This window comes from Streptomyces sp. NPDC101165 (assembly GCF_044768135.1).
Classification (GTDB): Bacteria; Actinomycetota; Actinomycetes; order Streptomycetales; family Streptomycetaceae; genus Streptomyces.
Window position 1 is genome coordinate 1 of record NZ_JBIWPG010000041.1, and the last position, 25963, is coordinate 25963.

Genomic DNA, 25963 nt, shown 5'->3' on the forward strand with positions numbered 1-25963 from the left:
CTCGCCGGCCTCCACCTGCGTGCCTCGATGATCTGGATCAACGACCTCCTCCTGAAGGCAACTGGCTGATCACAACATCACACAGCCCCTAGTCCCCCGGCGTCAGCAACCGCGCCGGCTGGAGTGTCCGCCCAGCAACCTGTGCCGCACTCAACTCACTTCCCACCAGCCCGAACTCGTCCCCGCACTGCGCACGCCGGCCGCGGAAGCCGTGGGCCATGCGCTCTGTGCGACTCGCCCGGCCCCTGTCTTGAGTACGACCCGATCGAGACACCCGTTCGGCGGACCTTTCACGGTGTGCGCTGCTCGGCGTGCATCAGCAGCGGGCCCGGGATGAGGGTGGTGAAAGCGCGTGGGCGGACGGTGTGGGACGGGTCCGGGCGAAGGCGCCAGCGGGGCAGGATGGTGGCCAGGGTCAGGTGGACTTCGGCGAGGCTGAACGCGTTGCCGATGCACTTGTGGGGGCCCGCACCGAAGGGCAGGAACGCGGTGCCGGTACCGGTGTAGGACAGCTCTGACTCGGGTCGGTCCGGATCGAAGTCGTCCGGGCGGGGGTGGTGGCCGGGCGCGTGGTGGAGGGCGTAGGGGCTGTAGAAGACGTAGGCGCCCTCCGGGATACGGTGTCCGCCGAGTTGAGCGTCGGTCGCGGCACGGCGTGGGGTGAGCCAGGCCGGCGGATAGAGGCGCAGGGCCTCGGCGACGACCCGGCGCAGGAGGCCGAGACGGGGCAGGTCGTCCAGGGTGGCGGGCTTGTCGCCCAGTTCGTGGCGGAGTTCGCTGTGGAGGCGCTGGTCGACGTCGGGGTGTGCGCCCAGCAGATGCAGGGTCCAGGCGAGGAGAGCAGCGTTGGTGTCGGTGCCCGCGAGGAGGAGGGTCATGACCTCGTCGTGGATCTGCTGTTGGGGCAGGGGCTGGCCGGTGTCTTCGTCTCGGGCGGAGAGCAGCGCGGTCAGCAGGTCGGGGCTGGGGGTGGGGTCGTTCCGGCGGTCGTCGATGAGTTGTGCCACCAGGGCGTGCAATCGGCGTACGGCGGTGGTGTAGGCACGGTTTTCGCGGGTGGGCAGTGCGTGGAGCCAGCTGATGGGTAGCGCAGCGCGCTTGCCGACGCCGGCGAAGGCGACGGGCAGGTGCGTGGTGATCTCGTGGACCGCGTCGTCGGGCAGGCGTGCCGAGTACAGGCAGCGGGTCAGGGCGGCGGCGGCTATCCGGTACATCTCCCGGTCGATACGCAGGCGCTGACCGTGACACCAAGCGGTGCTGCGTTCCTCGGCGACGGCGGTCATGATCTGGGCGTAGTGCTCCATGCGGTGGGGATGGAACAGCGGCTGGAGCGTGCGGCGCTGTCGCATGTGCGTTTCGCCCTCGCTCGTACCCAGGCCGTTGCCCACCAGAACGCGCACGGTCTCGTACAGCGGGCTGCCGGTCTTGGTGAACTCCCGGTTCCGTACGACGAGCAGCTCGTGGACCAACCTGGGTTCGTTGACCAGGTATCCCGGGATCGGGCCCAGCCGAAGGGCGACCAGGTCGGCCTGTCCGCGCAGGGAGTCCAGGAACTGCAGGGGACGGAAACGCAGTTGCCAGGCATGCCCGAGCAGGGGAATCCCCCCGGGGGCGGTGGCCAATGTCGTGGGGCGGTCCCGGTGCTCGATGTCAGTGGTGGAAGGCCCGGCAGTCATCGTCAAAGTGCCCTTTCTGTGCGTCCTTCACTGGGTATGCCGCCGACGTGGGATGCCGCGCTGTCGATTGTCCAAGCGGCTGTGCACGGCCCTGCGGCGCGCTGTCCTGCGAAGTCCCGCACCCGCGCCCGCAGACACGCCGCCAGCAACCTGGCACCCTCCCGTAGGGGGACCCCGGCCTCACGGGCCAGCAGAATGCCCAGGTTGTGGACATCGAGGACTACGGCCTCCTTCTCCATCGAGTTCGGGTCGTTGAACCAGGCCGCGAATTCCTGGGGGACGTGGGCGTAGTCGGGGTGCCGGTTGAGCGGAAACGGCACACGGATCTCCGGGACCTCAACCGTGGATGACCTCTGTGCTGACATCGAGCGCGTCCTTTCCCCGTCGTCCGCCCAAGGACAGGCGACGCGTCCAATGTGCGGGACACGGCCTGACGAACACCATCACCCGCTGAAGCCGGCCCGAAAGGTGCCCGGCACAGCGCACAGGCGCACGCGAAGGAGCACCGCGCGCCGATCGGACACCTTCGCCTGGCCACGCGCCCGACAAGGCGCGGTGCGCGGCTTCCTCCTCTGGAACGACCTGACCTTCTGCGACCCGGACGCGACGAAGACCGTGTTGCGCCACCTCGGCCCTTGCGCCGCCGGCTACAGCCTCGCCCTCAACCGACCAGCGCCACCCACGAACAGCCCGTCACCCCGCCTGCCGCGTGCAGCTGAGTGACCGCCTCGGACAGATCGACAACGTACTGCCTCACCACCTCGGAGCTGCTTGGCTGCTCCGGCCCGCACTGTTCCTCAGCCGCTTCGCACGCCTCGGAGCGCAGCGTTTGCCTCCTCATGCCCCATGCGTCCTCTCGTGTGCCCCAGGGAGTGTGGCGTCCCAGCGTGAGCCGACCCACGTGACCTGTTCGCGGCGCGTCGTCACAACAGCTCGATGACGGTGACACACGCCAATCCTCAAACTCGTGCCACGCCCACCCAACTCGGCCTGGACTGTCTCCTCGACATCCGCGGGGAGGAGCACCGGTCCTGGTCATGACGTCGCGCCCTCGTCAGCCTGGTTCCCCGCCAGAGCCGACGGAGGAAGATCGCCGATGAGCCAGGGTGAGGAAACAACGGTGTCCGCTCGTCCACTGGTCGGTGATGCTGAGGGCAAGGTCCTCGGCGACCCTGTGGAGCGCGCGGCGCCCCAGCCGCGCCCAGGGGAAAGGCGGACCGCTGTGGCCCTGGAGGTCCTCGAACCGCGCCGTGCACAGCTCCTCGATGTCATCGGCGTCGACCTCGATGACGAGGCGTCCCGCCGGGGCCATGAGTCCACCACAACGGTGCAGCAGGCTGTGAGGGTCACCTCCGATGCCGATGTTGCCGTCGATGAGGAGAATCGTCTGCCAGCCTCTCTCGGCCGGCAGCCGGTCGAAGACCGATCGGCACAGTGCGAGCCCGCCCCGGACGGTGGTGAGTGCGACCGCGCGAGGTGCGATGTCGACCCCGAGGGCGAAGACCCCGTGGCTCAGTAGCTCCCTGCACAACCGGCCTGGCCCGCAGCCGACATCGAGGACGGGACCGACGCAGCGTTCCAGCACGGTCGTGTCGGCTGCTGTCGGCTGCTCGTGCCAACGGTGCACGGGCACCCGGATCCGGCGCCCGTCGACCAGCCGCAGATACACCGGTCCACGGCCGGGTCGCAGGGCCAGCGCGTAAGGGTCCTGCTCGGTGCCGTACAGCTTGTCCTCGTCGGCGGTCACGGGGTGGCGCCATGACCTGTGGCGGGCAGGCCCGCGTAGTAGAGCTGGATGTTGAGGATGCCGGTGGCGAATTCGAAGATGACGCCGCCGACCAGCATCAGCAGGGACAGCCGCTCGAGTCCATGAGCGACGGAGCGTACGGGCAGCCATTCGAAGAGCTTCGGGATGACCGACCATAGCCTGGCCGGCAGGACCGGGACGAGGACCACGGCCAACGTCACAACCGACGTCAGCCAGGGCCCGCGGATCGGACTGCGCCAGAAGCCCGGCCGGAACGGCTCCGGGGGCGGGGACATCTGACTGACGCGCTGCGCCGCCGTACGGGTACGGGCGCCCACCGACGCCAACGCAGCCGCCCCACCGGCCCGCGCACGCCGCAGCCGCTCCCGTACGCGCCGCTCGTCCGGTCGCCGGCGCGCCGGCCCGCTGCGTGGAGCCGAACCGGACGGCCGTCCGCCACTTGCCATCGGCATCCCGCTACCGGTGCTCGGGGTTTTCGTAGTCGCGGCGGCAGCCGGCGTCCCAGGCGGTGCGCTGGTTGCCGTAGGCGGGGATGCCGCCCAGGTCCTTCAGCGCCCGGGCCAGGTGCAGCAGGTTCCAGGTCATGAAGGTGGTGTTGCGGTTGGTGAAGTCGTTCTCCGGACCGCCCGAGCCGGGGTCGAGGTAGGAGGGGCCGGGACCGGCCTCGCCGATCCATCCGGCGTCAGCCTGGGGCGGGATCGTGTAGCCCAGGTGCTGGAGGCTGTAGAGCACGTTCATGGCGCAGTGTTTGACGCCGTCCTCGTTGCCGGTGATCAGGCAGCCGCCGACGCGGCCGTAGTAGGCGTACTGGCCGGCTTCGTTGAGCAGGCTGGAGCAGGCGTAGAGACGTTCGATCACCTGCTTCATCACGGAGCTGTTGTCGCCGAGCCAGATGGGGCCGGCCAGCACGAGGATGTCGGCCGCCAGGACCTGCTGGTACAGGTCGGGCCAGGCGTCCCGCTCCCAGCCGTGCTCCCTCATGTCGGGCCACACGCCGGTGGCTATGTCGTGGTCCACCGCCCGTACGACGTCGACGTGCACTCCCTGCGCGGCCAGGATGGCGGTGCTCCGGTCGATCAGCCCCTGGGTGTTACTTGTCTCCGGCGACCGCTTCAAGGTGCAGTTGAACACCATGGCCCGCAGGTCGTCGTACCGGGCCGGCGGTGTGTCGGTAGCGGGCGACGAAGTAGTCACACGGTCCTCCCGAAGCCCTGCTGCCGCGCGGTGCGCGGCGACTCGTCCACTGCGCCCAGCCTGCGGGTCGACCGCGGCGGCCGCCACCACAACGCCTCCGAATGGCCCCGGCGTTCCGCGCCACCGGTCGGCCGCCGACGAGTGGCCGGGACCGGTGGTCATGCCTACGTTCGTCTCATGGGTACCGAAGGCACGACCGGGTCGCAGAACACGGCAGCAGTTGAGGACGTCGCGCACCTCTTGGTGCGTTGCCTGCGGGCCGAGGGCGTGGAATACGTCTTCGGGATCCCCGGTGAGGAGAACATCCGCTTCGTCGACGCACTGAACGGCTCCGGGATCCGGTACATCCTGGTGCGGCACGAGCAGGCCGCCTCGTTCATGGCGGAGATCTACGGTCGGCTGACCGGCCGGGCAGGGGTGTGCTCGGCGACGCTGGGGCCCGGCGCGATCAATCTGCTGCTCGGTACCGCGGACGCCATGACCAACAGCGCCCGATGGTGGCCCTGGCCGCACAGGGCTCCCTGCGCCGCATCCACAAGGAGTCTCACCAGGTCATCGACCTGGTGTCGATGTTCGCTCCCGTCACCCTGTGGTCAGCACGTATCGAGTGCCCGGACGCGGTGCCGGAGATGACACGCAAGGCGTTCAAGACAGCGGAGAGCGAGCGGCCCGGCGCCGTGTTCCTGGCAGTCCCGGAGGACATCGAGGCGGATCGCCCCGCCGCGCCGCTCACACCCCTGCAGATCGACGCGGTGCGCGCCGACGCGCCGTCGCCCTCCCAGATCGCCCGGGCCGCCGAGGTGCTCGCTACCGCACGACACCCGGTCGTGCTGGCCGGTCATGGTGCCGCGAGAGCCGGGACCTCCGCCGCGCTGGTGCGGTTCGCCGAACGGCTGAACATCCCGGTCGCGACCACCTTCCACGGCAAGGGGGTCTTCCCCGACGACCATCGGCAGCCGATGTGGTCGTTGCAGCAGAAGCGGTAGCGGACCAGGTCGATGCCGCGCCGGTGCTCGCGTACGGCATGCACGCCGTAGCCCCGGTGCGGTGATCTTGATACCGGACCGGCTGATCGCCTGGCCGGCGCATGAGGTGTGCCCGGTGGAGCCCAGCTGACCGCCTGGCCGCCGCCCTCGCCATGGGCTCGCCTGACGTGAGAGAGGACGGGATCGGTGTGAGACTGGGCACGGAAGGGGTGATCCCCGTGTCGGACCTACCACACGATGTGCCGTCCGGTCCCGACACCGCCGTCGACGAGCATCGGCTGGAAGAGCTGATCATCGAGGCGCAGACGGCTCTGCCGTTCGAACTGCCCGCCCTGGCGAACCGGTGCGCCTCGTCCCTCGGCCTGGACGCCGCACTGATCTACCTCGTCGACCTGCAACAACGGCTGCTCATCCCACTCAACGAGGCCTTGAAGCCGCTGCCGGTGGACCGCTCGTCGGCCGGCTGGGCGTACCGAACGGTGTCCCCGCGGGTGGCCGAGGCCGACGACGGCTTGATCGTCTGGATGCCGCTGGTCGACGGTGCGGAGCGGCTGGGCGTGCTCGAGGTGCGGACAGCCTCGCTCGATGGGGTGCTGATGCGCCGCACCCGGATGCTGGCCCATCTGTTCGCCATGCTGATCACCTCCAAGCGCGCCTACAGCGACTGGCTCGCCGCCCGCACCCGTACCGCGACCATGCAGTTGCCCGCCGAGATGCTGCGGGCCTTCCTGCCACCTCACACCATCGGCAGCCGCAGGTGCGTCTCGACCGCGGTCCTGGAACCGGCGTACGACATCGCCGGCGACGCCTTCGATCACTCGGTGGTCAAGAACATCCTGCACACCATGATCCTCGACGCCATGGGTCACGATCTGACCGCCGGCCTGACCACGTCGGTCGCCATGGCTGCGGCGCGCAATGCCCGCCGCGGCGGTGGCGACCCGGCCGACGTCGTAGGCTCCGTGGACCAGGCGCTCGCCCGGTGGGTGCCCGACCACTTCTGCACCGGCGTACTGTGCCGGCTCGACGCCGAGACCGGGGTGCTGCGCTGGGTCAACTGCGGTCACCCCCCACCGCTGCTGATCCGTGGCGAGCGGGTGCTCGACGGGGCGCTGGACAGTCCCCCACAGCCGCCGATAGGCCTGGCCGGCCCCCTCGCTCCGGCAGCCCGGCAGGTCCACGAGACGACACTGGAACCGGGCGATTGCGTCCTGCTCTACACCGACGGTGTCGTGGAGGCTCGCGACGCGGACGGTGCGGAGTTCGGCCTCGACCGGTTCACTGACTTCATCATCCGCTCCAACGCCGCCGGCCAGCGCCCGGCCGAGGTGCTGCGGCTGCTCATCCACGCCATCCTCGATTACCAGCGCAACCAACTGCGCGACGACGTGACCATCCTGCTCTTCGAATGGCGCCCGCAGCACCGGTGACGCGGTAGTACGCCGAGGCTCGCTGCGCTCGTGCGCCGTCTTCGACCGCGTCGGGTACTCCGGCACCTCCTCCCGAGAGGACAACAGGCGCCGCCGCAGTGGACAGCGTCCCGGCGGCGGGAGTCGCCGGTGAAGGTGATCGTGCCGTCGACCGGGCAGGTCAGCAGACGGATGATGCCCACGTCGCCGTTCCAGTCTGCTTTGCCGAGCACCAGCCCGAGTCCCCAGCCCCGGTCAGTGGCCTGGCGGGCCCGGTGTGCCGGCAAGCGGCACGCAGCAGCCGGACATGACCGCGGAGCCGCTCGTACTTCTGCTCCGTGCCGTGCCCGTCCGATACAGCACGCACGGGCGAAGCGGCCCTTCGGGCACGCTCGGATCGTCGAAGTCGTCGGCCGGGTCACGGGTCATGCCGATGCGGCGCATCACTGCCTGGGAACGAAGGTTGTTGACGGTTGTCGACGCAAGCACTTCCGGTAGTCCGAGGGTCTCGAAGCCGAAAGCCAGGCAGGCCAGGGCAGCCTCGGTGGCGTAACCGTGACCCCACGCCGAACGTGCCAGCCGCCAACCGATGTCCACGCCCGCGAACGGCATGTCATCGCTCACCTCGTCCAAGCCGACGCGGCCGATGAACTCGCCGGACTCCCGTGCTTCCAGCGCCCACCATCCAAATCCTCGCCCATCGAACTCGGCCTGCATCTCTGCCACCGCGGCATCGCTCTGCTCACGTGTCAGCAGCTCCCCCAGGTGTTCTCGGACTTCGGGATCGGCGTTCATCGCCGCCCACGGTTCGAGGTCGGACTCCCGCCACCGGCGCAGGAGGAGACGGTCAGTGCGCAATTCAGGCATGCGGCCCAGCCAACCCGATGAAAATCGGGGTGTCGATCGGTTATGTCGAGTCACTTGCCGGCTTCCTGGCGGCCGTCCGGGAGCGGATTCTCTCCACCGACTGGCCATCCGCCACGAGACCGCCTCCGGCCCCGTCAGCCCAAACCGAACTGACAACCCGACCATGACGGCCGTAGTGACACCCAAAGTCCCTTCTAACGGGGTGGGCTGATGCGCATCTGCATGTCCAACAGGAGGTTCGCGTCGGCGCGGAGGGTGGTCAGGTGTGCGGCCGACGGCGTGGGCAGGGCCACTGCTGGGAGAACAGACCGATGGAGGAACGGCCCGCGCCCGCCCACGCCGGGAGGCTCGGTCACGGCGCGCCGGACGAGACCCAGATCCTGATGGTGCCGCCGGGATCGATGCGGCTGGAGCTGCTCGGCTCCTGCCTGACGACCTCGCCGCTCGGCCAGACCTTGTCCGGCACGCGTTGCTCCTTCAGCTTGAAATGCCCGATGTCCGCGCAGATGCGGGCGTTCGCCACGGTCATGAACTCAAGTGACGGCGCGTCGGGTTGTTCATCGGTCCCGATGTCGCAGCCGGAGAGCTCGCCAACGGCCCTGGGATCACCGCCGGTGGAGATCCAGATCTTGACGGTGCCGCCGACCGCGATGTCCTCCGTCTCCGGCTCCTGTCGTGCCACGTGACCGGCCGGTATGAGCGGGTCCTGGACCTTTCCTGCTTCCTTCAGCTTGAGATGGGCGATGTCCGCGCAGATCCGGGCGGTGTCCGGGGTCCTGCCCTTGAGCCAGGGAGTGGAGACCTTGCCGTGCTGCTCCTCGACCTCGCAGTCGGCAAGGTCGCCCTTGGCCCTGGGATCACCGCCCGTCGACACCCAGATGGTGATGGTGCTGCCCCGCTTGACCGTCTGGGAGATCTCCGGCTCCTGCCGCGTGACGGTGTCCTTGTTGTACTTGGCCCCGAGGGTGGTCTTCTGGTCGATCTTCAGTCCGGCGATCTTCGCACAGGTCTTCGCCTCGGCGGGCGACATGCCCGTGAACGAGGGCGGGTTGAAGCCGCCGCCCCAGGAGGCCGTCGGATCGCACGAGAGGTACGTTCCGGTCGCCCGCGGATCCGGGGTGTGGGCGAAGTCCGGGAACACGTACCGAGGGCCGAACACGAACGCGGCCATGACGAGCGCGCCGACGGGAACCGAGGTCCAGGCGATGATCCTGGCCCTGCGCAGAGTCCGCTGGTGAGCCTGCTGCCTGCTCGCGACGTAACGGAAGGTCGCAGCGAGGGCGTCGGCGTCCGCGGCACCGGTGCGGAGCATGAACGTCTCGGCTGCACCGGCGTCGACGGTGACGTCCTCGGCCGTGGACGTGGGGGCGGAGTGCAGCGCGTGGGTGGGTGCTTCGCCTGCGGCGACCCGGCGGATGTCATCGGCCATGGCGCGGGCGGTCGGGTAGCGTCCGGCGGGATCCTTGCTGAGGGCGCGGGCTACGACGGCGTCAACGGTCGGTGGCAGCGACGGATCGATCGAGGACGGGATTGGCGGCGGCTGCTGGACATGCTGGTAGAGCACGCTCATCGTCGACTCGCCGTCGAACGGTGGTGTGCCGGTGACCAGTTCGAAGAGCATGCAGCCGACCGAGTAGAGGTCGGAGCGGGCGTCGGCGGGCTTGCCCAGCGCCTGCTCGGGCGAGAGGTACTGGGGCGTGCCGAGCACGGTGCCGGTCCGGGTCATCGCGGTGGCGTCCGACTGCAGCACACGGGCGATACCGAAGTCCATCACCTTGACTGTGCCGTCGCCCGTCGTCATCACGTTGGCGGGCTTGATGTCCCGGTGGATCAGCCCCTGTCGGTGGCTGCACTCCAGGGCGTCCAGCACGGCCGAGGTCACAGCCAGCGCGCGGTCCAGCGGGACCGTGCCACCGACAGGGCCCGCGGCCCGCTCCCGGATGAGCTCGCGCACCGATCGGCCCTGCACGTACTCCATGACGATGTACAGCACGACTCCGTCGGGCCCGGAGTCCTCGCCGCTGTCGTGCACGGCCACGACATTGGTGTGGTTGAGCGCCGCAACCGCCTGGGCCTCACGGCGGAAACGCTCGCGGAAGGAGGGGTCACGGGCGAGGTCCGCGTGCAGCGTCTTCACCGCGACGGTGCGTCCCAGCACCGTGTCGTGGGCGCGGTACACGGACGCCATGCCACCCTCGCCGAGAGGTGCCTGTAGGACGTAACGGCCTTGCCCGACCGAGCGGATCGGCCCCAGCGCGTGCAAGTTCTCGGTCTCCTCGACGTCCATCGTCCCCGCCTCTTCCCCCAGCTGCCACCTCAGTGCGAGGCCCCCACCATGTGAACGTCGAATTCGGTGGCGCCCCGTCGGCCGAGTGCGGCGATCGCAGCCCCTGTTGACGGGCCTTCACCGACCGTCAACAGTGCCGTTCCGGCCGCACGGCGGGCGTGGTGTGCATGACAAGCGACCGTTATGCGCGAGTGTAGCCGAGTCGAACCCTTTACCCTGTGCCGACATTCGCCTGAGCGCCCCACGGCCGGTCGTCCGGTACGTCATCAGGTGAAGCCTGAAGCGCTTTCACAGCGACGCCGGCATGACGTCGGCATATCGGGCTCGGCAATTCTCCCGAGTCGAGCCCGGGACACGGGACGTCGCCAAATTGCCTGGACGGTCCTCGCGGAGCTGATGGTCGAGCCCAACGGAGACGGCAGGGCCACCGAGACCACAGCTCTCAAGGTGTTCGCGGGCACGCAGTAGGTCTCCCACTTCTCGGACATCCATGGCGGCGTCGACTTCACCTGGAGGGACGACGGCACCACGCGGCTCTGGTTCGACCTGGCTCTCCCCGAAGACCGCTCCGGCACCCACCCGGACGAGCTTCTTCCAGTTATGCGCGCCATCGGGTTCAGCCTCGGAACGGAGCCCACAGGCCTCGATCTTTCGAAGGGGGCCGCATTCGCCCTGGCCCAGTACCTGACCGGCGTACGGCTGCACCCGGACCTCCTCCGGAACACGACCTTCACCTGCGGCAGCGTTGAAATCCCCTAGGTCGTATCCGCAAAGTGATTGGCACGTCGGTCCGTTCGTGGTGCGTCGTCATGAGCCGAGTGATCAGGCGTGGGTGGTGAGGGAGCCGTTGATCGCTCCGCTTCCCGGCACTCCCAGACATACGTAGCCGACGGCGGGCAGCCCGCTGGGTTCGGACAGCGTGTACAGCGGGCTGCTCACCGGCGGACCGAAGCGTCCCGACCAGGTCGCGGACTGGCTCAAGGGTGGTCCCGCAGCAGACGCCGTGGCCACCGGATGCTCGCTGTCCTCAACGACGGGGCCCACAGCATCGGGGAGCACCTCTCACACGCCGAGGTCGCTGGGACGATCGGCAGCCAGTTCGCGGTCGGGTGACGCCGTGCGCCTCGGGATCAGGCGGGCGGACCGTCGAAGGAGGACCAGTCGGACCATGCGTCGTCGGGGTTGGTGCTCACCTTCCACGAGGACACCGAACCGGTGTCGGTGCCGACCACGATCTGCGGACGCCCGTCCGTCAGGGTAGCCACGCCCACACTGCGGGCCGATCCCGGCAGGCCGTTGAACTTCGCCCAGTCGGCCCAGGCGGCGCTCGCGTCGGCGGTCACCTTCCAGGTGGTCCACAGCTCGCCGCCGTCGGTCACGGCGAATACCTGCGGCCGTTCGTCCGTGAGCGGGGCCGCAGCGAGCGACACCACGCGGCCGTGGTCGAACTGGAACGGCTGCCAGGCGGTCCAGGCGGCATCCGGGAGCTCGCTCACCTTCCACCTGGTGAACAGCCCATGGCCGCTTCCGGCGAACATCTGCGGACGGCCGTCCGTGAGCCGTGCTGCCGCCATGCTTCGAACAGACATGTGATCCGTCTCCTTTTCCTACGCCCGCTCGGGCGTTCACATCCCCCCTCTGTCCGAACCAGTGTTCGCACGGTCAGCACGGATCCGCCAGCCGGGCATTGGGGGTCAACCGACCAAGTGGGTGAAGGTCGTCTGGCCAGGTTGTTTCGTTCGGATCATCGTGCGGAGTACGAAATGCCGGCTCTTGTCGGCGGAGCTGGTTGGTCAGGGCGCCGAGTTCGCCGGGCACTGACCTGAGGTGGTTGTGGCCGAGGTCCAGGGTGGTCAACTGCTGCAGTTCGCCGATCTCGGTCGGTAGATGGGTGAGCCCGTTGTCCGCGAGGATCAGCACCTGGAGCTCGGTGCGTTGCCAGACCGACGCGGGTACCTTTCCCATCTGTTGACGCCATAGGGTCAGCGTGTGCGGCACTGCGCGGTCCCTTTCCGGGCATGTCGACGGTTCAGCTGGACGTCGCCAACAGGCCGAGCACTTCGACGAGTTGCCGACGGACCTCCGGGTCGGTGATCTGCCCGTCATCGCCGACCATCCCCCGGTCCACCGGGATCTTCACGCAGGCCGACTCCACGATGCCGGCGCCGGTGTAGCCCAGTACCGCCCTCAGCGTGGCCTCGGCTCCCTGACCGCGCCCCGGGGCGGCCGCGTTGACCCAGGCGACCGGCTTGTCACTGATCTCTGTACCGCCGACCGTCCAGTCCAGCAGGTTCTTGAAAGAACCCGGCAGCGTACCTGCGTACTCCGGGGTGCAGACCAGAATGCCGGCTGCCCGGTCGATCGCCGTCCGGAGCTCGGCCACGGGCACCGGCAGCGGGTCTGCGTCGTCATCGGGGTTGAAGTGCGGAAGGGCCGCCAGCCCCTCATACCGGACCGTGCGCACTCCTGCGGCTGGCGCGACCGCGTCCGCGGTGCGCAGTACGGCCTCGTTGGTGGAGGCGGTCCGCAGACTACCCGATAGCAAAAGAATCACCGGCAGAGTCGACATCCGCTCAACCTAAGCGCTCGACACTGCGGTCGATCACAACTGCATGTTGTTCGGCCACATGTCTGCCCGCAGGCGCGCCAAGACGGCCCGTGGGGAGGATCGGAACGGCCAGTAGCGGCGCTGGTCAGCTGGTGGGCAAGCTGGTTCGCGACGTGACGTACATGCCAGGCGGCGTGCGGTGCTCGTCGATCAGGAGAGCACGACCGGACGGCCGGTCAGATGCACGCCCGCGTGCCTCATCTCGTCGACGGCCTCGCGGGTGGTGTCGGAAGCGACTCCGGCGGTGTAGTCGAGCAGGACGCGGACGGCGAAGCCGGCACGGACGCCGTCCAGTGCGGTGGCCTTCACGCAGTGGTCGGTGGCGATGCCCACGACGTCCACCGCTGCGATCTTGCGGTCGTTCAGCCACTCGGCGAGCAGGGTTCCATCCTCGGTCGAGCCTTCGAAGCCACTCTTCGAGGCCGAGTGGGCGCCCTTGTAGAACACCTCGTCGACAGTGCCGTCAGCGGTGACGGGCGCGAAGTTGGGGTGGAAGTCGCCGCCCTCGCTTCCGACCACGCAGTGGACCGGGAAGGAGGTCGAGAAGTCCGGGCGGTCGGAGAAGTGCCCGCCCGGGTCGATGTGGTGGTCGCGCGTGGCAACCACATGCGCGTACGCGCCGCCCGCCGAACGCCGCACCAGGTCGGCGATGGCCGCCGCCCGGTCCGCACCGCCCTTCACCGGAACGCTGCCGCCCTCGCAGAAGTCCTTCTGCACATCCACCACGATCAGTCCACGTCGCACGGCTCGTCCTCTCTGTCACGTGATGCCGGCCCGCAGAAATGATGTACACACAAACCAGATGGTCGTCGGCGGCGCTGGGCCAACTGCTCCGCCCGACCACCCAACGAGTGGGCGCCGGCAGACACAGCGCGGCGCACGCACATCGTGCCGCAGGCGCTGGGCATCGACCCGTCCGGTCACCGACCGGGAGCTGGACCTTGCCGAGCCGGTCCTGAGCCGGCTCAGTGGCATCGACCCCGGTGCAGTTCGCGATGACTACGCCGAGGCTCTGGACCACCTCTGGCACGCGGTCGCCGAGGCCGGGAGCTTGCGGACGTCAGCCGGGCCGCACGAACCGCCACAGCACCTGATGGCGGCGCTGGAGGCCGGCATCGAGGCCGGGCACCGCAACCACGGCTCATAGCCCTCCCCCCGGCCCCCTACGCCGTGCGCCACGGGGACTGACCAGAGCGCCGGCGGCTCCGCCATTCGGACGCGGCTGACTCGCGCGCCCCGCCGGACCGCGGTGGTTTGGGAGGCATGCACATAGCCGGACCCATACTCGACCGCAGGCGTTGGGCCGCGGTCGTCGCCGCGGTGCTGACCTGCTCGACGGTACTGGTCGGGCCGCACCCGAACGCGGCCGGCAGCACGACGGCGCCTTTGGTGCCCGCTCCGAAGCTGGAGTGGAGACCCTGCGTCCAGGGCAGTCCGTTCGACTGTGCCACCGCCGAGGTGCCGATGGACTACGGCAAACCCGGCGGTCGCCGCATCGAGCTGGCGGTGATCAAGCGGAAGGCGACCGGCCCCGGACGACGCATCGGCACCCTGTTCTTCAACCCCGGCGGACCCGGCGGGCCCGGCACCGTGCAGATGCCGCAGAACTACGCGGCCTTCCCGCGCGAGGTGCGGGAGCGGTTCGACATCGTCAGCTGGGATCCGCGCGGAGTCGGCAACAGCACCGCGGTGAACTGCTTCGCGAGTCCCGAAGAAGCCGCCGCGTGGAGCGCGAGCAAACCGGCCGGCGTCCCGGTGGGCGCACAGCAGCGGGCGTCCGTGATCGCCGCGTACCGGGATCTGGCCCGGCGCTGCGAACGGCGTGACCCCGAGCTGCTGCGCCATGTGTCGACCGCCGAGACCGCTCGCGACCTCGACCAGCTCCGCCGGGCGGTGGGCGAGCCGCAACTCACCTACCTCGGAATCTCCTACGGCACGTTCCTGGGCGCCACCTACGCCAACCTGTTCCCCGGCAGGGTCCGTGCCATGGTCCTGGACAGCAACATCGACCCGCAGGCCTGGACGGACCACGCGTCCGACGCGGCCCCCCGGTCCACGACATTCCTGCGCATGGGCTCGGACCGCGCAGCGGCAGCGGTCCTGGACCGGTTCCTCTCCCTGTGCGGCGCCACGACCACCGCCGGGTGCCCCTTCTCCGCCGGCGGCGCGCAGGCGACCCGGGACAAGTTCGACCAGCTGATGCGGCGGCTGCGGGCCCGTCCCGTGGGCGAGTGGACCTACGGCCGTACGGTCGCCGACGTGGTGAGCGGCCTCTACTTCGTCCGGCCCGGCTGGACGAACCTCGCCGGAAGGCTCCAGAAGCTCTGGCAGGGCCAGGTGCCCGAGACGGCCCCGCTCCCGCCCGCACCGCCGGTCCCGCATCCGAATCCGTATCTGGGCGAGGAACAGGCGAGCGCGGTGCTCTGCGGCGACAGCCCCAACCCGCGTGACCCGGCCGTCTATCCCGCCCTGGAGGAGGCCGCCGCCCGTGCGGGCGAAGCCGGACGCTTCTGGACGTGGGCCACCGCGGCATGCATCTCCTGGCCGGCCGTGGCGGCCGACCGTTACCGCGGCCCGTGGAACAAGCCGACGGCACACCCCGTCCTGCTGGTCGGCACCACCTACGACCCCGCCACTCCCTACGCGAACGCGCAGGCGATGTCCAGGGAACTGGCCGACGCCCGACTGCTCACCCACGAGGGGTACGGTCACACCGCGCTGACAAACCCCAGCAGTTGTGTGCAGGCGTACGAGAGCCGCTACTTCGTCGACGGCGCCCTCCCGCCGGCCGGAACGACCTGCCGCCAGGACAAGCCGCCGTTCCCGGCACCCGAGCCCGTCGGCGGCATCGCCACCGGCGGCGGCGCACTGGCAGACGAGGTGCTGGGCGTCAGCCCTTCACACAGACAACCTGTTTGAGCTTCGCGACGACCTCGAGGCATTCGCCCGGCTCGGTGCCCGTACCAGCAGTGTGTTCGCCCTCCGTGTCGCGTCGAGCCCGGCGACTGTCCGCGAGGTCATCAACGCCACCTGTCCCGGCGGCCCGGCCGACGTGCTCGACGCCGACCCGTCCGGGTCCGACACCCAAGGTGAATCCTTTCCGGACCTCCCCGCCTCTTATCTGTGTACCGGCCGAACGGGCCGGCAGAACCGGGAGGAAACACCAATGGTGGTCACTGGCCTCGTAGTGATCGGAGCCCTGCTTGTGGGCGCGTGCAGTTGGCACCTGATGCGGCGCCACAAGAGCCGAAGCTGACCAGCACCTGCCCATGGGACGCCTTCCGAGTATGAGGAGCAGATGAACCAACGCTTGCCCTGGCCGGACGAGCGGCTGATCAAGGCCGCTCAGGACGGCGACGTCATGTCGCTCACCACCGTCGTCATGAAATCGCAGCCTCATGTGCGCAAGTTCGCCGTATCGCTGTGCGCCTCGCCGCAGGACGCGGAGGACGCGGCGCAGGAGGCGCTGATCATCCTCTACCGGAAGATCGGCACCTTGCGGGCCACTGGCGCGCTTGCCTCATGGATGTTCCGGATTGTGCGCAACGAATGCCTGCGGCAGGTACGGCTGCTCGCCTCGCGGAGCGACGAGGCGTCGGCCGAATCGGAGGCGTCCACGGAACCGTCTGCCGAGGACGCGGTGCTGCACAGGCTGGAGGTGGAGCGAATCGCGTCCGCGGTCTGTGCCCTTCCCTGTGACCAGCGGCAGGTCCTGATCATGCGGGACATCCAGGGCCTGCCCGGCAAGACCGTCGCCCATTCGCTCGGTCTGAGCAACGCCGCGATGAAATCGCGGCTGCACAGAGCACGCGCAGCACTGCGTCACTCATTGACAGTGACCGACCGAGCCGCCGATCAAGCCATCGACCGACCAGTCGGAGGAGACACGTAACCGTGAACACCGTGAAACCCGCGCAGGGGGTGAAGGCCCGGGCCACCGCACAGTCCGCGGCGATCGAGACGAACTTCGCCAGCAAGTCCGTCCCGCGCCACCTGGTGCGTGGCGCCATCGGCTTCGGGCTGATCATCGGCTCGATCGGCCTGGTGCCCGTCGCCGGCCCGGCCACCCTGCTGGCGGCCCCGTTGGCCCTGATCGCCTTCCGCGGCTGCCCCACCTGCTGGATGGTCGGCCTGGCGCAGACCATTTCCCGCGGCCGGCTGGAACGCCAGTGTGTGGACGGCGTCTGCACCCTCACCACGGCGCACTCGGCGGCGAAGGTGGCAGACGAGTCAAGGGCCGACATCAACGTCCCGGCCGCTCACCGGTGACCAGGCCACGGCCTATGGGGTGACTCCCGGCTTCCACGACGGTGTGCACGGCCGGGCCCAGGCACTGAGCAGAGAGCGATGCCGCCTGCGGCCGTGGCCGAATTTTTGCTTGTTCGTCATCTCCAGGCCGCCATTGATGCCATGTCGCGCTCCCTGGGGATCCAGTTCACTGGAGCGCCCCCCTCAACCTGACCTGAAAGAGGGACGCATGTCGAGACGCATGCTGAAGCACGGGTTTGTCACGCTCGTCGCCGTCGGCCTTGCCTCTTCCGTAATGTCGACCACCACGGCATCGGCGGCCGGCACCCCGCTGACGCTCGCCGTGTTCGGCGACTCGCCGTACGGCAAGTCGGCTTACGCGCCCGCGGGGCAGACCGCGGACACCTCGCAGTTCCAGAAGACCCCGGCATTCATCGGCGCCATCAACAGTGACCCGACGATCAGCAACGTCGTCCACGTAGGCGACATCCACTCAGGCAAGGAGTTCTGCACCGACGCCTACGACGCCTCGATCGCCTCCGTGTGGCAGACCTTCACCAAGCCGCTCGTCTATACGCCGGGCGACAACGAGTGGGCCGACTGCCACAAGGCGTCGAGTCTCGCCTCGCCTGGTCAGGGCGGCGGCTTCTACGACTCGTCCTCCGGTGCGATCAACTACATCGGCACGAGCGGCCTGTCGACCGACACGGCAGACTGCGTCAGCTACCACTGCGGCAACCCGCTCGACAACCTCGCCGAAGTCCGGCAGGACTTCTTCGCGCAGCCCGGCCGCACCCTCGGCAGCGGGACACTGAACGTGGTGTCCCAGGCCACTGCCTACGATCCGAGCCACCCGGGCGACGCACAGTACGTCGAGAACGTGAGGTGGTCGCAGCACGACATCGTCTTCGTGACCATCAACGTGCCGGGCGGCTCGAACAACGACACCGACCCCTGGTACAAGGTGCCGACCGCGACTCAGGCGCAGACCGACGAGCGGACCAACCGGACCGCGGCCGACGTCCGCTGGCTCGATGCCGCTTTCGCCGACGCACAGGCCGAGCACGCCAAGGCCGTGGTGATCACGGCACAGGCCGACATGTGGGACCTCGACGGCAAGACCAAGGCCCACCTGACGAACTACGAGCCGATCATCAGCGAGGTCGCGGCGAAGACGACCGAGTTCGGCCGTCCGGTGCTGATGCTCAACGGCGACTCGCACCTGTACCGCTCGGACAACCCGCTGGCGCCGACGGCGACGTGCACCGGCGAGACGGACCCGGCCACCGGCGCCGGCGTGTGCGCCCATGACCCGGGCAACAACGCGTGGAACGAGCACCCGTACTACAACGTCCCGAACTTCCACCGGATCGTCGTGCACGGCAGTACCACGCCGCTGGAATGGCTGAAACTGACCGCAGACCCGAACGCCAACCACCCCGTCACCGACACAAGCTACGGCCCGTTCAGCTGGCAGCGGATGCCGCAGCCACAGCTGTAGCACCGCTGAGCGCACACGACCGGCCACGGTGCCCCATGTGGACTCCTGGCCGGTCGCGTCCCCGGAGCGGGAGCGTCGCGTCCTCCGGCCACAGGGTGTTCTCGATGCAGCCCGCTCAGGAAGGGTTCACGAGGTCCCGTCCGCCTTGATTGAACGGGCGGGATCAGGGGCGGGTAGCCGGTGCCACCAGTGACCGCATCCGTCGGAGCAGAAGCGCTCGCGGCGCCGTTCGTCCGCGATAGCGAGTACTGCGATCAGCAACCGGAACGCCTTGTGGCGCTCGTCGGCAGGAGTGAGGCGGGCGATCTTGCCGAGTTGCTGGTCGGTCCGGCCGCGGGTGATCAGTACCGCAGGCGTGTGCGTCGGGCGTAACCCGGCACGGCGGATGTTCTCCGGTCCGTCCTCGGCGACGGCCCGAGCCTGGACGCAGTGATGGCGCAGGAAAAGCAGCACCTCGGACTGCTCCTCCGGTCCGAGATCGTCGACCACTCGATGCCCTGTGCCATCGGGCGCAGTCCCTGGGCGAGTTCGTTGAGTATGAAGTCGCGTCCCCTCACAACGGGCTCCCGTTGAGCAGGCGGCGTTCCGCCGCGGTGATCAGGATTCCGAGCAGCACCGCCAGATCGGCCGCGCCATCGGCGTCGTCGGCCCAGCGGGTGACCTGTAGCGGGTGCGCCTGGTCGAGGGAGACACCGTCACGGGCCAGGACGAAGGCCAGCGCGAGCATGGCTGCGCGGGCGTTGCCGTCTTCGAACGGATGGAAGAACAGGACGTCGAGGTACGTCCGGGCAGCGCGCGAAGGCAGGGGCAGGTCCGACCGGGTGCTCTCGGACAGGCACGGTTCGAACCGTGCGAGTGTGTCGAGCGCGAGGCCGTAGCGCTCTTGTCCGCCCTTCGCGAAGGCAGGCATCGCGCGGAAACCGACGGAGTCGCGATTCAGCACGGTCCGCTGCCAGTCCGCCAGGAGGGCGAAGGTCAGCTGTCTCCCCTGCTTCGCGTCGGCGAGAGCCTGTTCAAGGGCCGTCAGGACCCGCTCGGTCCCTTCGGGGTCACGGTCGCCGCGTGTCGTGGTGAAGAAGTCCCGGAAGCCGTCAAGCGCCGGCAGACCCGTAACCTGGCGCTCGCCGTTCCAGCGCGGCCAGGAGATCTCCGCTCGGATGCGCAGCCAGTCGGCAAGAGCGTCCTTCTGGTGTTCGGGCCCGGAAGTCATCCCTTTCCTCCGACGGTGCGGGCGAACCGCGAGCTCACCGTCTCGACCACAGTGGCGTCCGGTGCGATCCAGCTGCCGAAGCGGCCGCCGACCGCGCCTTCCACGATCTCGCGGGCTCGTTCCTGGTCAATTCCGTTGTCGGTGAGGAACCATTCGAGGACCTGTATGCAGTGCCCGTACCAGCCGCTTTCGGCCTGGGTCCGGTCGGCCACCACGGTGACCAGCCGCGTGCACGCCCGCTCCCAGTGCCAGGGGTCTGCGGAGGAAGAGGACGGAGCCGAGCGCGACGGTGGTGCCAGGGTGGCGAAGCGCTCCGCCAGTTCCTCCAGCCAGTCACGCCATTCGCGCAGGGCCGCGACGACCAGCGGGGCGGTCGCGTCCGCCGTCGTCACGGAATGGGCGGCACAGCACCACACGCCGACGACCCCGCCATCGGTGTCGCCCTCGCCCACCGACCAGTTCCAGCCGCAGGCCCATCTGCCGTACTGCTCCACCAGAAATTCGGTGACTGGATCCAGCGAACGCCAATGGTTGTCCTCCACGGCATGTGCGTCGGGCAGCAAGGGCGCGACAGACTCGGCCAATGCCCTCGCCGCGTCTTCGTCCAGTTCGAACGGATGCCGCGACGGATCAACTTCTGCCCAGGTCAGGGCATGTGCCCACAGCTCAGTCACCATGCCACTCTGCCGTGTGCAGCCGCTCCAACACCAACGCAATAACGAGCGGCAGTGGCACAGCATCGGGAAGCGAACTCGATCCGTCTGCGGAATGCCTGGTCAGAGGTAGTCGTGAGCGCCCTTCAGGCCTGAAATCGGATCGGATCCGGGACTACGGAATGCCCACAGGGCGGGCCGACTCTCGTGCATGGAGAGCTCCGCGCGGGTCTCCTGGTCGATCCCGTCTGGGTCCCTCCGGCCGCTGTCCGGTGACGCCTCGGCCGTCGCCGAAACCATCGGATACGCGGTCGACCAGCCGGAAGGCGTCGACGTCAACGAGGTCATCGTCCGCTCGACCGCATCGCTCCACGGCTGACATCCGTCCACAGCCGAACAAGGAAGGGAGACAGAAGATGACGCAGCCGCGTGCGGGGAAGTCGGTGCTGGTCACCGGCGGTGGCAGCGGGATCGGCCGCCGCCGGACTCGTCGGCCAGGTGATCCAGAGGTCTTCAAGGACGGCGGTGGGCGCGGGGCGGTGACGGGCTCTCAGGCATCGCTGGAAACGTCGTCATCCACGCGTACCCGCAACCGTCCTTTCGCCGTCAGCCGCTCCAGCCGTCGCTGCTCCTTCACCACCCACCGCCGTACCCGGTCGGGGTCCAACATGCCGCCGTGGCCTGCGTGCAGCCGCTCGGGTCCCAGGTCGAGCATGCGCCGGAGGCTGGCCAGATTGGCGCGCGGGTCGTCGTGAAAGGGCGGGTTCCAGGGCCGGCGGGGCAGCAGTCCCAGCAGTGGTGTCGCGATCAGGTCTCCCGCGACGAGATCGCCCGCCTCGGTGAGGACTGACACCGACCCGGCGGTGTGGCCCGGGGTGGGGACGATGCGTGCGTCGATGCCGTAGTCCGCCAGTGGCGTCTCCCCGCGGACGAGGACCTGCGGCGTGAACGGCTCGGCCCGGACATGGAAAGGCGGCAGCGGGGCCAGCAGCCTGCCCAGCCTCCCGGTCGGCAGGTAGGGCTCGCGCACCCGGCCGGTGGTGTACTGCCCAAGATCGGCCACGTGCGCGGCGATCGGCGCCCCGGTCAGACGGCTCAGTTCGGCGGCTCCACCGAAGTGGTCGATGTGACCGTGAGTGACGACGATCATGGAAATGTCGTTCGGGTCCACCCCCCGCTCGGCGACGCGGTCGTAGACCTTGTGGCCGCTGCCGGGGACACCGGAGTCGACGACGACCGGTCGGCGGCCGAGGAGCAGATAGGCGTTGACGTTCTGCTTCCCGAGGAGCGGGAGGGCGATGACCTTCGTGCCGGGCAACGGGGTACTCCGTTCAGAGTGAACAGGTTCGGACATCTCGACGCTACGAACACCGATTGAGCTGATCCATGCTTGTGATGCGCACGTTCATTGCCGTTCGTCTCACATGTTCAGCTACGCTGCCGACATGGACGCGCTCGCGGACGTCCTCACCGCAGCCAAGGTCGGCGGCACCGTGCTCGCCCGGGTCGACGTGGCAGCGCCTTGGGGCATCGAATTCCCGAAGCTACCGATCGCGGTCTTCCACACCGTCATCAGCGGCTCCTGCTGGCTGCGCCGCCCAGGGGCCGATCCGATCCGGCTCACCACCGGTGACCTGGTCCTGCTGCCCGTCGGCGCCGGCCACGTGATGTCCGGCGCCCCGAGCGGCCCGGCGACCCCCTATGACGACCTCGTGGCCGCACGCCCCGGACACCGGGAGTCGGAGGTCCACATCCCCGGCCCGGGGCCCCGTACCCGGATCATCTGCGGCGGCTACCGCTTCGACGGACGCGTCTCCCGCCCGCTGCTCACCCTCCCACCGGTGCTGGTCCTGCCGGCTGTCCACGGTGAAGCGCCCGAGCGGAGCGAGCTCGCCGACACCCTCCGGATGCTCACAGCCGAACTCGCCGACCCTCGGCCCGGTTCCCAGACGGTCATCGACCGACTGACCGACGTGCTGTTCGTCCACATCCTGCGCCGGTGGACCGCAGAACAGGGCGATCACGGCACCTCCTGGGTCCTGGGCCTGCGAGACCCGCAGGTCGCTGCCGCGATCTCACTCCTGCACGAGGACCCGGCCCAGCCCTGGACCGTCGAGGAACTGGCACACCGGGTCGGTGTCTCCCGCGCCACGCTCTCCCGACGCTTCACGGACCTCGTCGGCGAGCCACCACTGGCCTACCTCACCCACTGGCGCCTGGAACTGGCCGGCCGACGCCTCCGTGACACCGCCGACGCGCTGCCGGCCGTGGCCAGGAGCGTCGGCTACACCTCGGTATCGGCGTTCTCCCGGGCCTTCACGCGTCAATGGGGAACACCGCCGAGCCGTCACCGCACCGACCAACACCTGCCATGAGCGCCAAGGCTCTGTCCGTAGTTTCCTGAACCCCACAACTCAGAAGCAGGAACGCGGGATCGTTGCGCCAGGGTTCGAACTCCTCCGGGCCCGGATCCTCGTCCAGCCACGGCCTGAGCCACGAAAACCCCCTCGCCGGCCGCCACACTGCCGGGTACGTTCACCGCGTGTGCTACTACGCCGAGAAGCCCTACAAGCTGCATTACGCGTGCGTGGGCTGCCGCGTCGCGTTCAAGCGGCATCCCGGGCCCGGCCAGCACCGGTGCCCTCGATGCTCAGAGCCAATGGTCTGTGCCGGCCACGACTTCGCGGCACCGCGGCGTCGGGACACCAAGGCGTGGAGCGTCGTGGCCGCAGTTCTCAACGCCGGCCTGCGTTACGAGGGCCGCGAACCGTGCGGCTGCGGCAAGGAACCCAAGTACCGTCCCCGCACCCGAGCTCAACTGCGCGCCCGGCGAATCGCCGCAGCACGAACCGGCACTCCCCTCTCCGACATGCTGGGACGCGCAGACCCACAGGCATCCGAATGATCAGACCGAACGGTGCAGAAACGGCACACGATCCGTCACGGCATCCATAAGGCCGTTGCGGGGATTTGACGAGGCAGAAGCGGGACACGCACCGGATCTCAACTCGTGATGTCACCCGACTACGGTCTGTCCTGCGGAACAATGTGGCTCGCGGCCCACCCACATCATTGCCGCCGACGTGATCTGTTGTTCTCCGGGAGCCGCGACGCACCGACCAAGAGGACAAGATGACCGAACCGCAGCGTGGCCGGACCTTCTCACCCCATGTGGAATACAGCCTGTTCCTGATCCGGGACGAGGACGATTACGACTCCCAGCCGCCGGAGGGCATCGGTATCGCCTATCTCCAGGTGGCCCACGGAGTGGTCTACGTCGCCTCCACCATCCAGGAGCACGAGACGAAGGCACAGCTGCACGTGTGGCCGGGGGCTCCGGAGGAGCGCACTGGAGGCGAACTGCTGGGGCAGGTCACCCTATTCTCCAAGTCCGGCCGCATTTCGCTGCACTCCATGACGGGAGGGCCCGAAGGACAGTGGCTGGAGCTGGAAGGGCCAGGGCTGTACGAGGTGCGCGTGTACCGCTTCGGCGGCGGAGCGACAGCACAGGCGCGGCGGGATGAGGCGGTCAGGCGGATCGGTGACGGCGAGGAAATCGAGATGCCCACCGATTTGGAGTCGTATGTGATCGACATGTGGCGCTAGCTCCAGACACAGGACAAGCAACCGCACTGCGCACAACTAGCGCCGACCTCGCCGCAGACCCCACACCAGAGCCCTAACAGCGGAAGACGTTACTCGCACAGCAAAAACAGGGCTTCCCACCCGTATTATCGCTGCACCAGGCACGCTGCGGCCAGAAAGTTCCTCCCTGAACCGCAGCAACGACCCGCGCAGGGTTTTAGCCCGGCCCCGAACCGAGGAGAGCAAGATGTCTGAAGGCACTGCTACCGCAACAGAGTTGACTTCGCAGTACATCAGCCAAGTGGCCGGCGACCTCGAACGCAACATCAAGGAGCAGGAACGGATTACGGCGGAACTCACTGCACTGCAACACCAGTTGGCCAACCTGCAGCAGGACCACACCGTGCTGGTGAGCATGCAACAGGCCCTCGGTGTCCCGCCAACAGCCCCTGAGCCTGCGAGCGCCGGCAGCACCTCTGTGCCCTCGCCCAGGAAGAAGACCACGCCTGCACCTGGCACTCGCCGGCCGGCGAAGACGGCCGCTGCGCAACAGCCCAGGGCCAAGAAGCAGCCCGGCACGAAGCCCGCCGCCGAGAAGGCGGCAGCGAAGAGTACGCGGCCCACCCTGGTCGACCTCATCCACCGCCACCTCACCGAGCAGAGCGAACCCCGCTCCGCGGCGGAGGTCGCCGAGGGACTTGGTCATGCGCACCCCGACCGCAATATCGCGACCAATGTTGTGCGCACCACTCTCGAAAGCCTCGTGGCCAAGAGCCTGGTTCAGCGGACCAAGCAAGGCAGGTCCGTCTTCTACACCACTGCCGATGCGCCGGAGCCGACCGCATCCACGGGCAAGGCACAGCCCGAAACTGCCGATTAGGCTCCGGGCCGGTGGGGGTCCGCGGCAGCGGGCTCGTCTGTCGTCCGGGATTGGTCAGCGCGCTCGGACACAGGCTCAGGAGCCGTCGCGCCGGCGGAGCACCGACGCCTCCTGAGCCGGTGCGGGCGCAACTCTTCGGCCAAGCCGATCATCAGGCCTCGCACCGTAGGCTCTGCCGATACCGAGTGCAGTGACACTTCGACGATCTCTTGCCACCCGGTGCCCTCTTGCTGCGGGGCTTCGGTGTGGAAAGTGACGGTGACGTCGACATCGCCGGTGTGGGTGCCGGTGAGGACTGCACACGCGCGCTTGCTGGACCTGATCTCTCATGGTGAGTCCTGGATGTGTGCAGTTGGCCGACTCGCTCACGGGCACCGACTGCGCCACTCGGCAGCAGGCCCTGTACCTCTGCCGTCATGCGGGATCCGGGACAGCTCCGTTGACGCGTTCGGCCTCGCACGTGCTGGTGCACGGTTCGAGTTTGGGCCAGGACCAGGCCGGAGAGGTGGTCGCAGGCGGCGAGCAGAGGATCTTGCAGCCCTTGATCCTGGCTGCTCCGCGCGGGGTCTTCAAGGGAATCCGCGACGTCGTCCTGGCCCTGGTCCTGGGCATCCTGCTGGTGACGGGCCAACGCCGGGCGCTGGGCTGGGTGCTGCTGATGGGGGCCCTCGCCGCGTACGGCGACATGACCACCGTGCTGGCCCACCACGGCTCTGTGGCCACCGCGGTCGGCGTCCACGGCCTGACCGCGACGCTGATGGTGGTCAACGGCCTGCTGATGATGCGCGAGACCCGCAAAGTCGCGGCCGCCCCGGCGACGCCCGCCCCGCAGCCCGCCTGACGCCATCGATCCAAGGGGGCCTGGCCCCCGGCTGGTCCTTCAACGGGCGCTCCAGCGACCAGTTCATCCCGGCCTCGGCGCCACCGCCGGCGCGCTGCCGGTCCTCAGCGTAGCCATGTGGATCCTGCTGCTCGTTGATCACGACCCGATACGCCTCCTAGTACTGCAACGGTCTATGCCGTGACTGTTGGCCAGCTGGGTCGTTGGTCTGGTTATGGGTGGGGACCTTGCTGATGTCAGGTTGTGGGCC

24 protein-coding genes and 4 pseudogenes are annotated in these 25963 nt (G+C 68.7%); 12 read left to right on the plus strand and 16 right to left on the minus strand.

Annotated features, from left to right (window positions below):
• Positions 1 to 290 precede the first annotated feature (290 nt).
• The 5 genes and pseudogenes from ACIRVH_RS45630 to ACIRVH_RS45650 all read right to left on the minus strand — a co-directional run bounded on the left by ACIRVH_RS45630 (position 291) and on the right by ACIRVH_RS45650 (position 4578).
• Complete coding sequence (locus ACIRVH_RS45630) at positions 291 to 1676, minus strand: cytochrome P450 (protein WP_403966780.1); 1386 nt, start codon at positions 1674 to 1676, stop codon at positions 291 to 293.
• A gap of 2 nt (positions 1677 to 1678) precedes the next feature.
• Complete coding sequence (locus ACIRVH_RS45635) at positions 1679 to 2041, minus strand: hypothetical protein (protein WP_403966783.1); 363 nt, start codon at positions 2039 to 2041, stop codon at positions 1679 to 1681.
• Between the two features lie 689 nt (positions 2042 to 2730).
• Positions 2731 to 3423 carry a class I SAM-dependent methyltransferase gene (locus tag ACIRVH_RS45640; RefSeq protein ID WP_403966786.1) on the minus strand — a complete coding sequence of 231 codons (693 nt, stop codon included), beginning with the start codon at positions 3421 to 3423 and terminating at the stop codon, positions 2731 to 2733.
• Positions 3424 to 3458: 35 nt separating this feature from the next.
• Positions 3459 to 3896, minus strand: a pseudogene (locus ACIRVH_RS45645) (hypothetical protein); the annotation flags it as partial.
• Positions 3897 to 3900: 4 nt separating this feature from the next.
• Complete coding sequence (locus ACIRVH_RS45650; protein WP_403966847.1) at positions 3901 to 4578, minus strand: flavodoxin family protein; 678 nt, start codon at positions 4576 to 4578, stop codon at positions 3901 to 3903.
• Positions 4579 to 4815: 237 nt separating this feature from the next.
• On the opposite strand from ACIRVH_RS45650, the pseudogene ACIRVH_RS45655 reads away from it, so the two are divergent.
• Both ACIRVH_RS45655 and ACIRVH_RS45660 read left to right on the plus strand, forming a co-directional pair.
• Positions 4816 to 5588, plus strand: a pseudogene (locus ACIRVH_RS45655) (thiamine pyrophosphate-binding protein); the annotation flags it as partial.
• 188 nt (positions 5589 to 5776) lie between these two features.
• On the plus strand, positions 5777 to 7054 hold the full coding sequence (locus ACIRVH_RS45660; RefSeq protein ID WP_403966789.1) for a PP2C family protein-serine/threonine phosphatase: 1278 nt from the start codon (positions 5777 to 5779) through the stop codon (positions 7052 to 7054).
• A gap of 234 nt (positions 7055 to 7288) precedes the next feature.
• Here ACIRVH_RS45660 and ACIRVH_RS45665 read toward each other — a convergent pair whose 3' ends face one another.
• Together ACIRVH_RS45665 and pknB are read right to left on the minus strand one after the other, a co-directional pair.
• Entirely contained in the window at positions 7289 to 7900 is a 612-nt protein-coding gene (locus tag ACIRVH_RS45665) for a GNAT family N-acetyltransferase (protein ID WP_403966792.1), read from the minus strand.
• 352 nt (positions 7901 to 8252) lie between these two features.
• Positions 8253 to 10187: a Stk1 family PASTA domain-containing Ser/Thr kinase gene (gene pknB / locus ACIRVH_RS45670; protein ID WP_403966795.1), complete on the minus strand. Its 1935-nt coding sequence runs from the start codon at positions 10185 to 10187 to the stop codon at positions 8253 to 8255.
• Positions 10188 to 10667: 480 nt separating this feature from the next.
• Between pknB and ACIRVH_RS45675 the strand changes: the two are divergent.
• Positions 10668 to 10946, plus strand: a pseudogene (locus ACIRVH_RS45675) (DUF6461 domain-containing protein); the annotation flags it as partial.
• 63 nt (positions 10947 to 11009) lie between these two features.
• Here ACIRVH_RS45675 and ACIRVH_RS45680 read toward each other — a convergent pair.
• The 5 genes from ACIRVH_RS45680 to ACIRVH_RS45700 form a co-directional block, all read right to left on the minus strand.
• Positions 11010 to 11168 (minus strand): hypothetical protein, encoded by a 159-nt coding sequence (locus tag ACIRVH_RS45680; RefSeq protein WP_403966798.1) that lies wholly within the window; start codon positions 11166 to 11168, stop codon positions 11010 to 11012.
• Between the two features lie 149 nt (positions 11169 to 11317).
• Positions 11318 to 11776: a hypothetical protein gene (locus ACIRVH_RS45685; protein WP_403966801.1), complete on the minus strand. Its 459-nt coding sequence runs from the start codon at positions 11774 to 11776 to the stop codon at positions 11318 to 11320.
• A gap of 73 nt (positions 11777 to 11849) precedes the next feature.
• Complete coding sequence (locus tag ACIRVH_RS45690; RefSeq protein WP_403966804.1) at positions 11850 to 12185, minus strand: hypothetical protein; 336 nt, start codon at positions 12183 to 12185, stop codon at positions 11850 to 11852.
• 31 nt (positions 12186 to 12216) lie between these two features.
• On the minus strand, positions 12217 to 12756 hold the full coding sequence (locus ACIRVH_RS45695; protein WP_403966807.1) for an NADPH-dependent FMN reductase: 540 nt from the start codon (positions 12754 to 12756) through the stop codon (positions 12217 to 12219).
• A gap of 189 nt (positions 12757 to 12945) precedes the next feature.
• Positions 12946 to 13539 (minus strand): isochorismatase family protein, encoded by a 594-nt coding sequence (locus ACIRVH_RS45700; protein WP_403966809.1) that lies wholly within the window; start codon positions 13537 to 13539, stop codon positions 12946 to 12948.
• 519 nt (positions 13540 to 14058) lie between these two features.
• Here ACIRVH_RS45700 and ACIRVH_RS45705 point away from each other — a divergent pair.
• The 4 genes from ACIRVH_RS45705 (at position 14059) to ACIRVH_RS45720 (ending at position 18544) form a co-directional block, all read left to right on the plus strand.
• The gene (locus ACIRVH_RS45705; protein WP_403966812.1) at positions 14059 to 15714 is read left to right on the plus strand and encodes an alpha/beta hydrolase; all 1656 of its coding nucleotides are present in this window, start codon (positions 14059 to 14061) and stop codon (positions 15712 to 15714) included.
• A gap of 379 nt (positions 15715 to 16093) precedes the next feature.
• Positions 16094 to 16687: an RNA polymerase sigma factor gene (locus ACIRVH_RS45710; RefSeq protein ID WP_403966815.1), complete on the plus strand. Its 594-nt coding sequence runs from the start codon at positions 16094 to 16096 to the stop codon at positions 16685 to 16687.
• A 2-nt stretch (positions 16688 to 16689) separates the two neighbouring features.
• Positions 16690 to 17064 carry a hypothetical protein gene (locus ACIRVH_RS45715; protein ID WP_403966818.1) on the plus strand — a complete coding sequence of 125 codons (375 nt, stop codon included), beginning with the start codon at positions 16690 to 16692 and terminating at the stop codon, positions 17062 to 17064.
• A gap of 208 nt (positions 17065 to 17272) precedes the next feature.
• Entirely contained in the window at positions 17273 to 18544 is a 1272-nt protein-coding gene (locus ACIRVH_RS45720; RefSeq protein WP_403966821.1) for a hypothetical protein, read from the plus strand.
• A 126-nt stretch (positions 18545 to 18670) separates the two neighbouring features.
• Here ACIRVH_RS45720 and ACIRVH_RS45725 read toward each other — a convergent pair whose 3' ends face one another.
• From ACIRVH_RS45725 to ACIRVH_RS45735, 3 genes are all read right to left on the minus strand, one after another.
• Entirely contained in the window at positions 18671 to 19033 is a 363-nt protein-coding gene (locus tag ACIRVH_RS45725; RefSeq protein ID WP_403966824.1) for a DUF5958 family protein, read from the minus strand.
• A gap of 64 nt (positions 19034 to 19097) precedes the next feature.
• Positions 19098 to 19754 (minus strand): Fic family protein, encoded by a 657-nt coding sequence (locus tag ACIRVH_RS45730; RefSeq protein ID WP_403966827.1) that lies wholly within the window; start codon positions 19752 to 19754, stop codon positions 19098 to 19100.
• Entirely contained in the window at positions 19751 to 20431 is a 681-nt protein-coding gene (locus tag ACIRVH_RS45735; RefSeq protein WP_403966830.1) for a hypothetical protein, read from the minus strand. The genes ACIRVH_RS45730 and ACIRVH_RS45735 overlap by 4 nt, the downstream gene beginning before the upstream one ends.
• Before the next feature lie 187 nt (positions 20432 to 20618).
• On the opposite strand from ACIRVH_RS45735, the gene ACIRVH_RS45740 reads away from it, so the two are divergent.
• Positions 20619 to 20786: a hypothetical protein gene (locus ACIRVH_RS45740; protein WP_403966833.1), complete on the plus strand. Its 168-nt coding sequence runs from the start codon at positions 20619 to 20621 to the stop codon at positions 20784 to 20786.
• Between the two features lie 171 nt (positions 20787 to 20957).
• Here ACIRVH_RS45740 and ACIRVH_RS45745 read toward each other — a convergent pair whose 3' ends face one another.
• Complete coding sequence (locus ACIRVH_RS45745; RefSeq protein WP_403966836.1) at positions 20958 to 21725, minus strand: MBL fold metallo-hydrolase; 768 nt, start codon at positions 21723 to 21725, stop codon at positions 20958 to 20960.
• A gap of 127 nt (positions 21726 to 21852) precedes the next feature.
• Between ACIRVH_RS45745 and ACIRVH_RS45750 the strand changes: the two genes are divergently transcribed.
• The 4 genes and pseudogenes from ACIRVH_RS45750 to ACIRVH_RS45765 form a co-directional block, all read left to right on the plus strand.
• Positions 21853 to 22782 (plus strand): cupin domain-containing protein, encoded by a 930-nt coding sequence (locus tag ACIRVH_RS45750; protein ID WP_403966838.1) that lies wholly within the window; start codon positions 21853 to 21855, stop codon positions 22780 to 22782.
• 757 nt (positions 22783 to 23539) lie between these two features.
• The gene (locus ACIRVH_RS45755; RefSeq protein WP_403966841.1) at positions 23540 to 24013 is read left to right on the plus strand and encodes a hypothetical protein; all 474 of its coding nucleotides are present in this window, start codon (positions 23540 to 23542) and stop codon (positions 24011 to 24013) included.
• A 226-nt stretch (positions 24014 to 24239) separates the two neighbouring features.
• A complete protein-coding gene (locus tag ACIRVH_RS45760; protein ID WP_403966844.1) occupies positions 24240 to 24872 on the plus strand; it encodes a BlaI/MecI/CopY family transcriptional regulator in 633 nt (210 codons plus the stop codon).
• Positions 24873 to 25437: 565 nt separating this feature from the next.
• Positions 25438 to 25713 (plus strand): annotated as a pseudogene (locus tag ACIRVH_RS45765) (DUF4267 domain-containing protein); the annotation flags it as partial.
• Between the last annotated feature and the right edge of the window lie 250 nt (positions 25714 to 25963).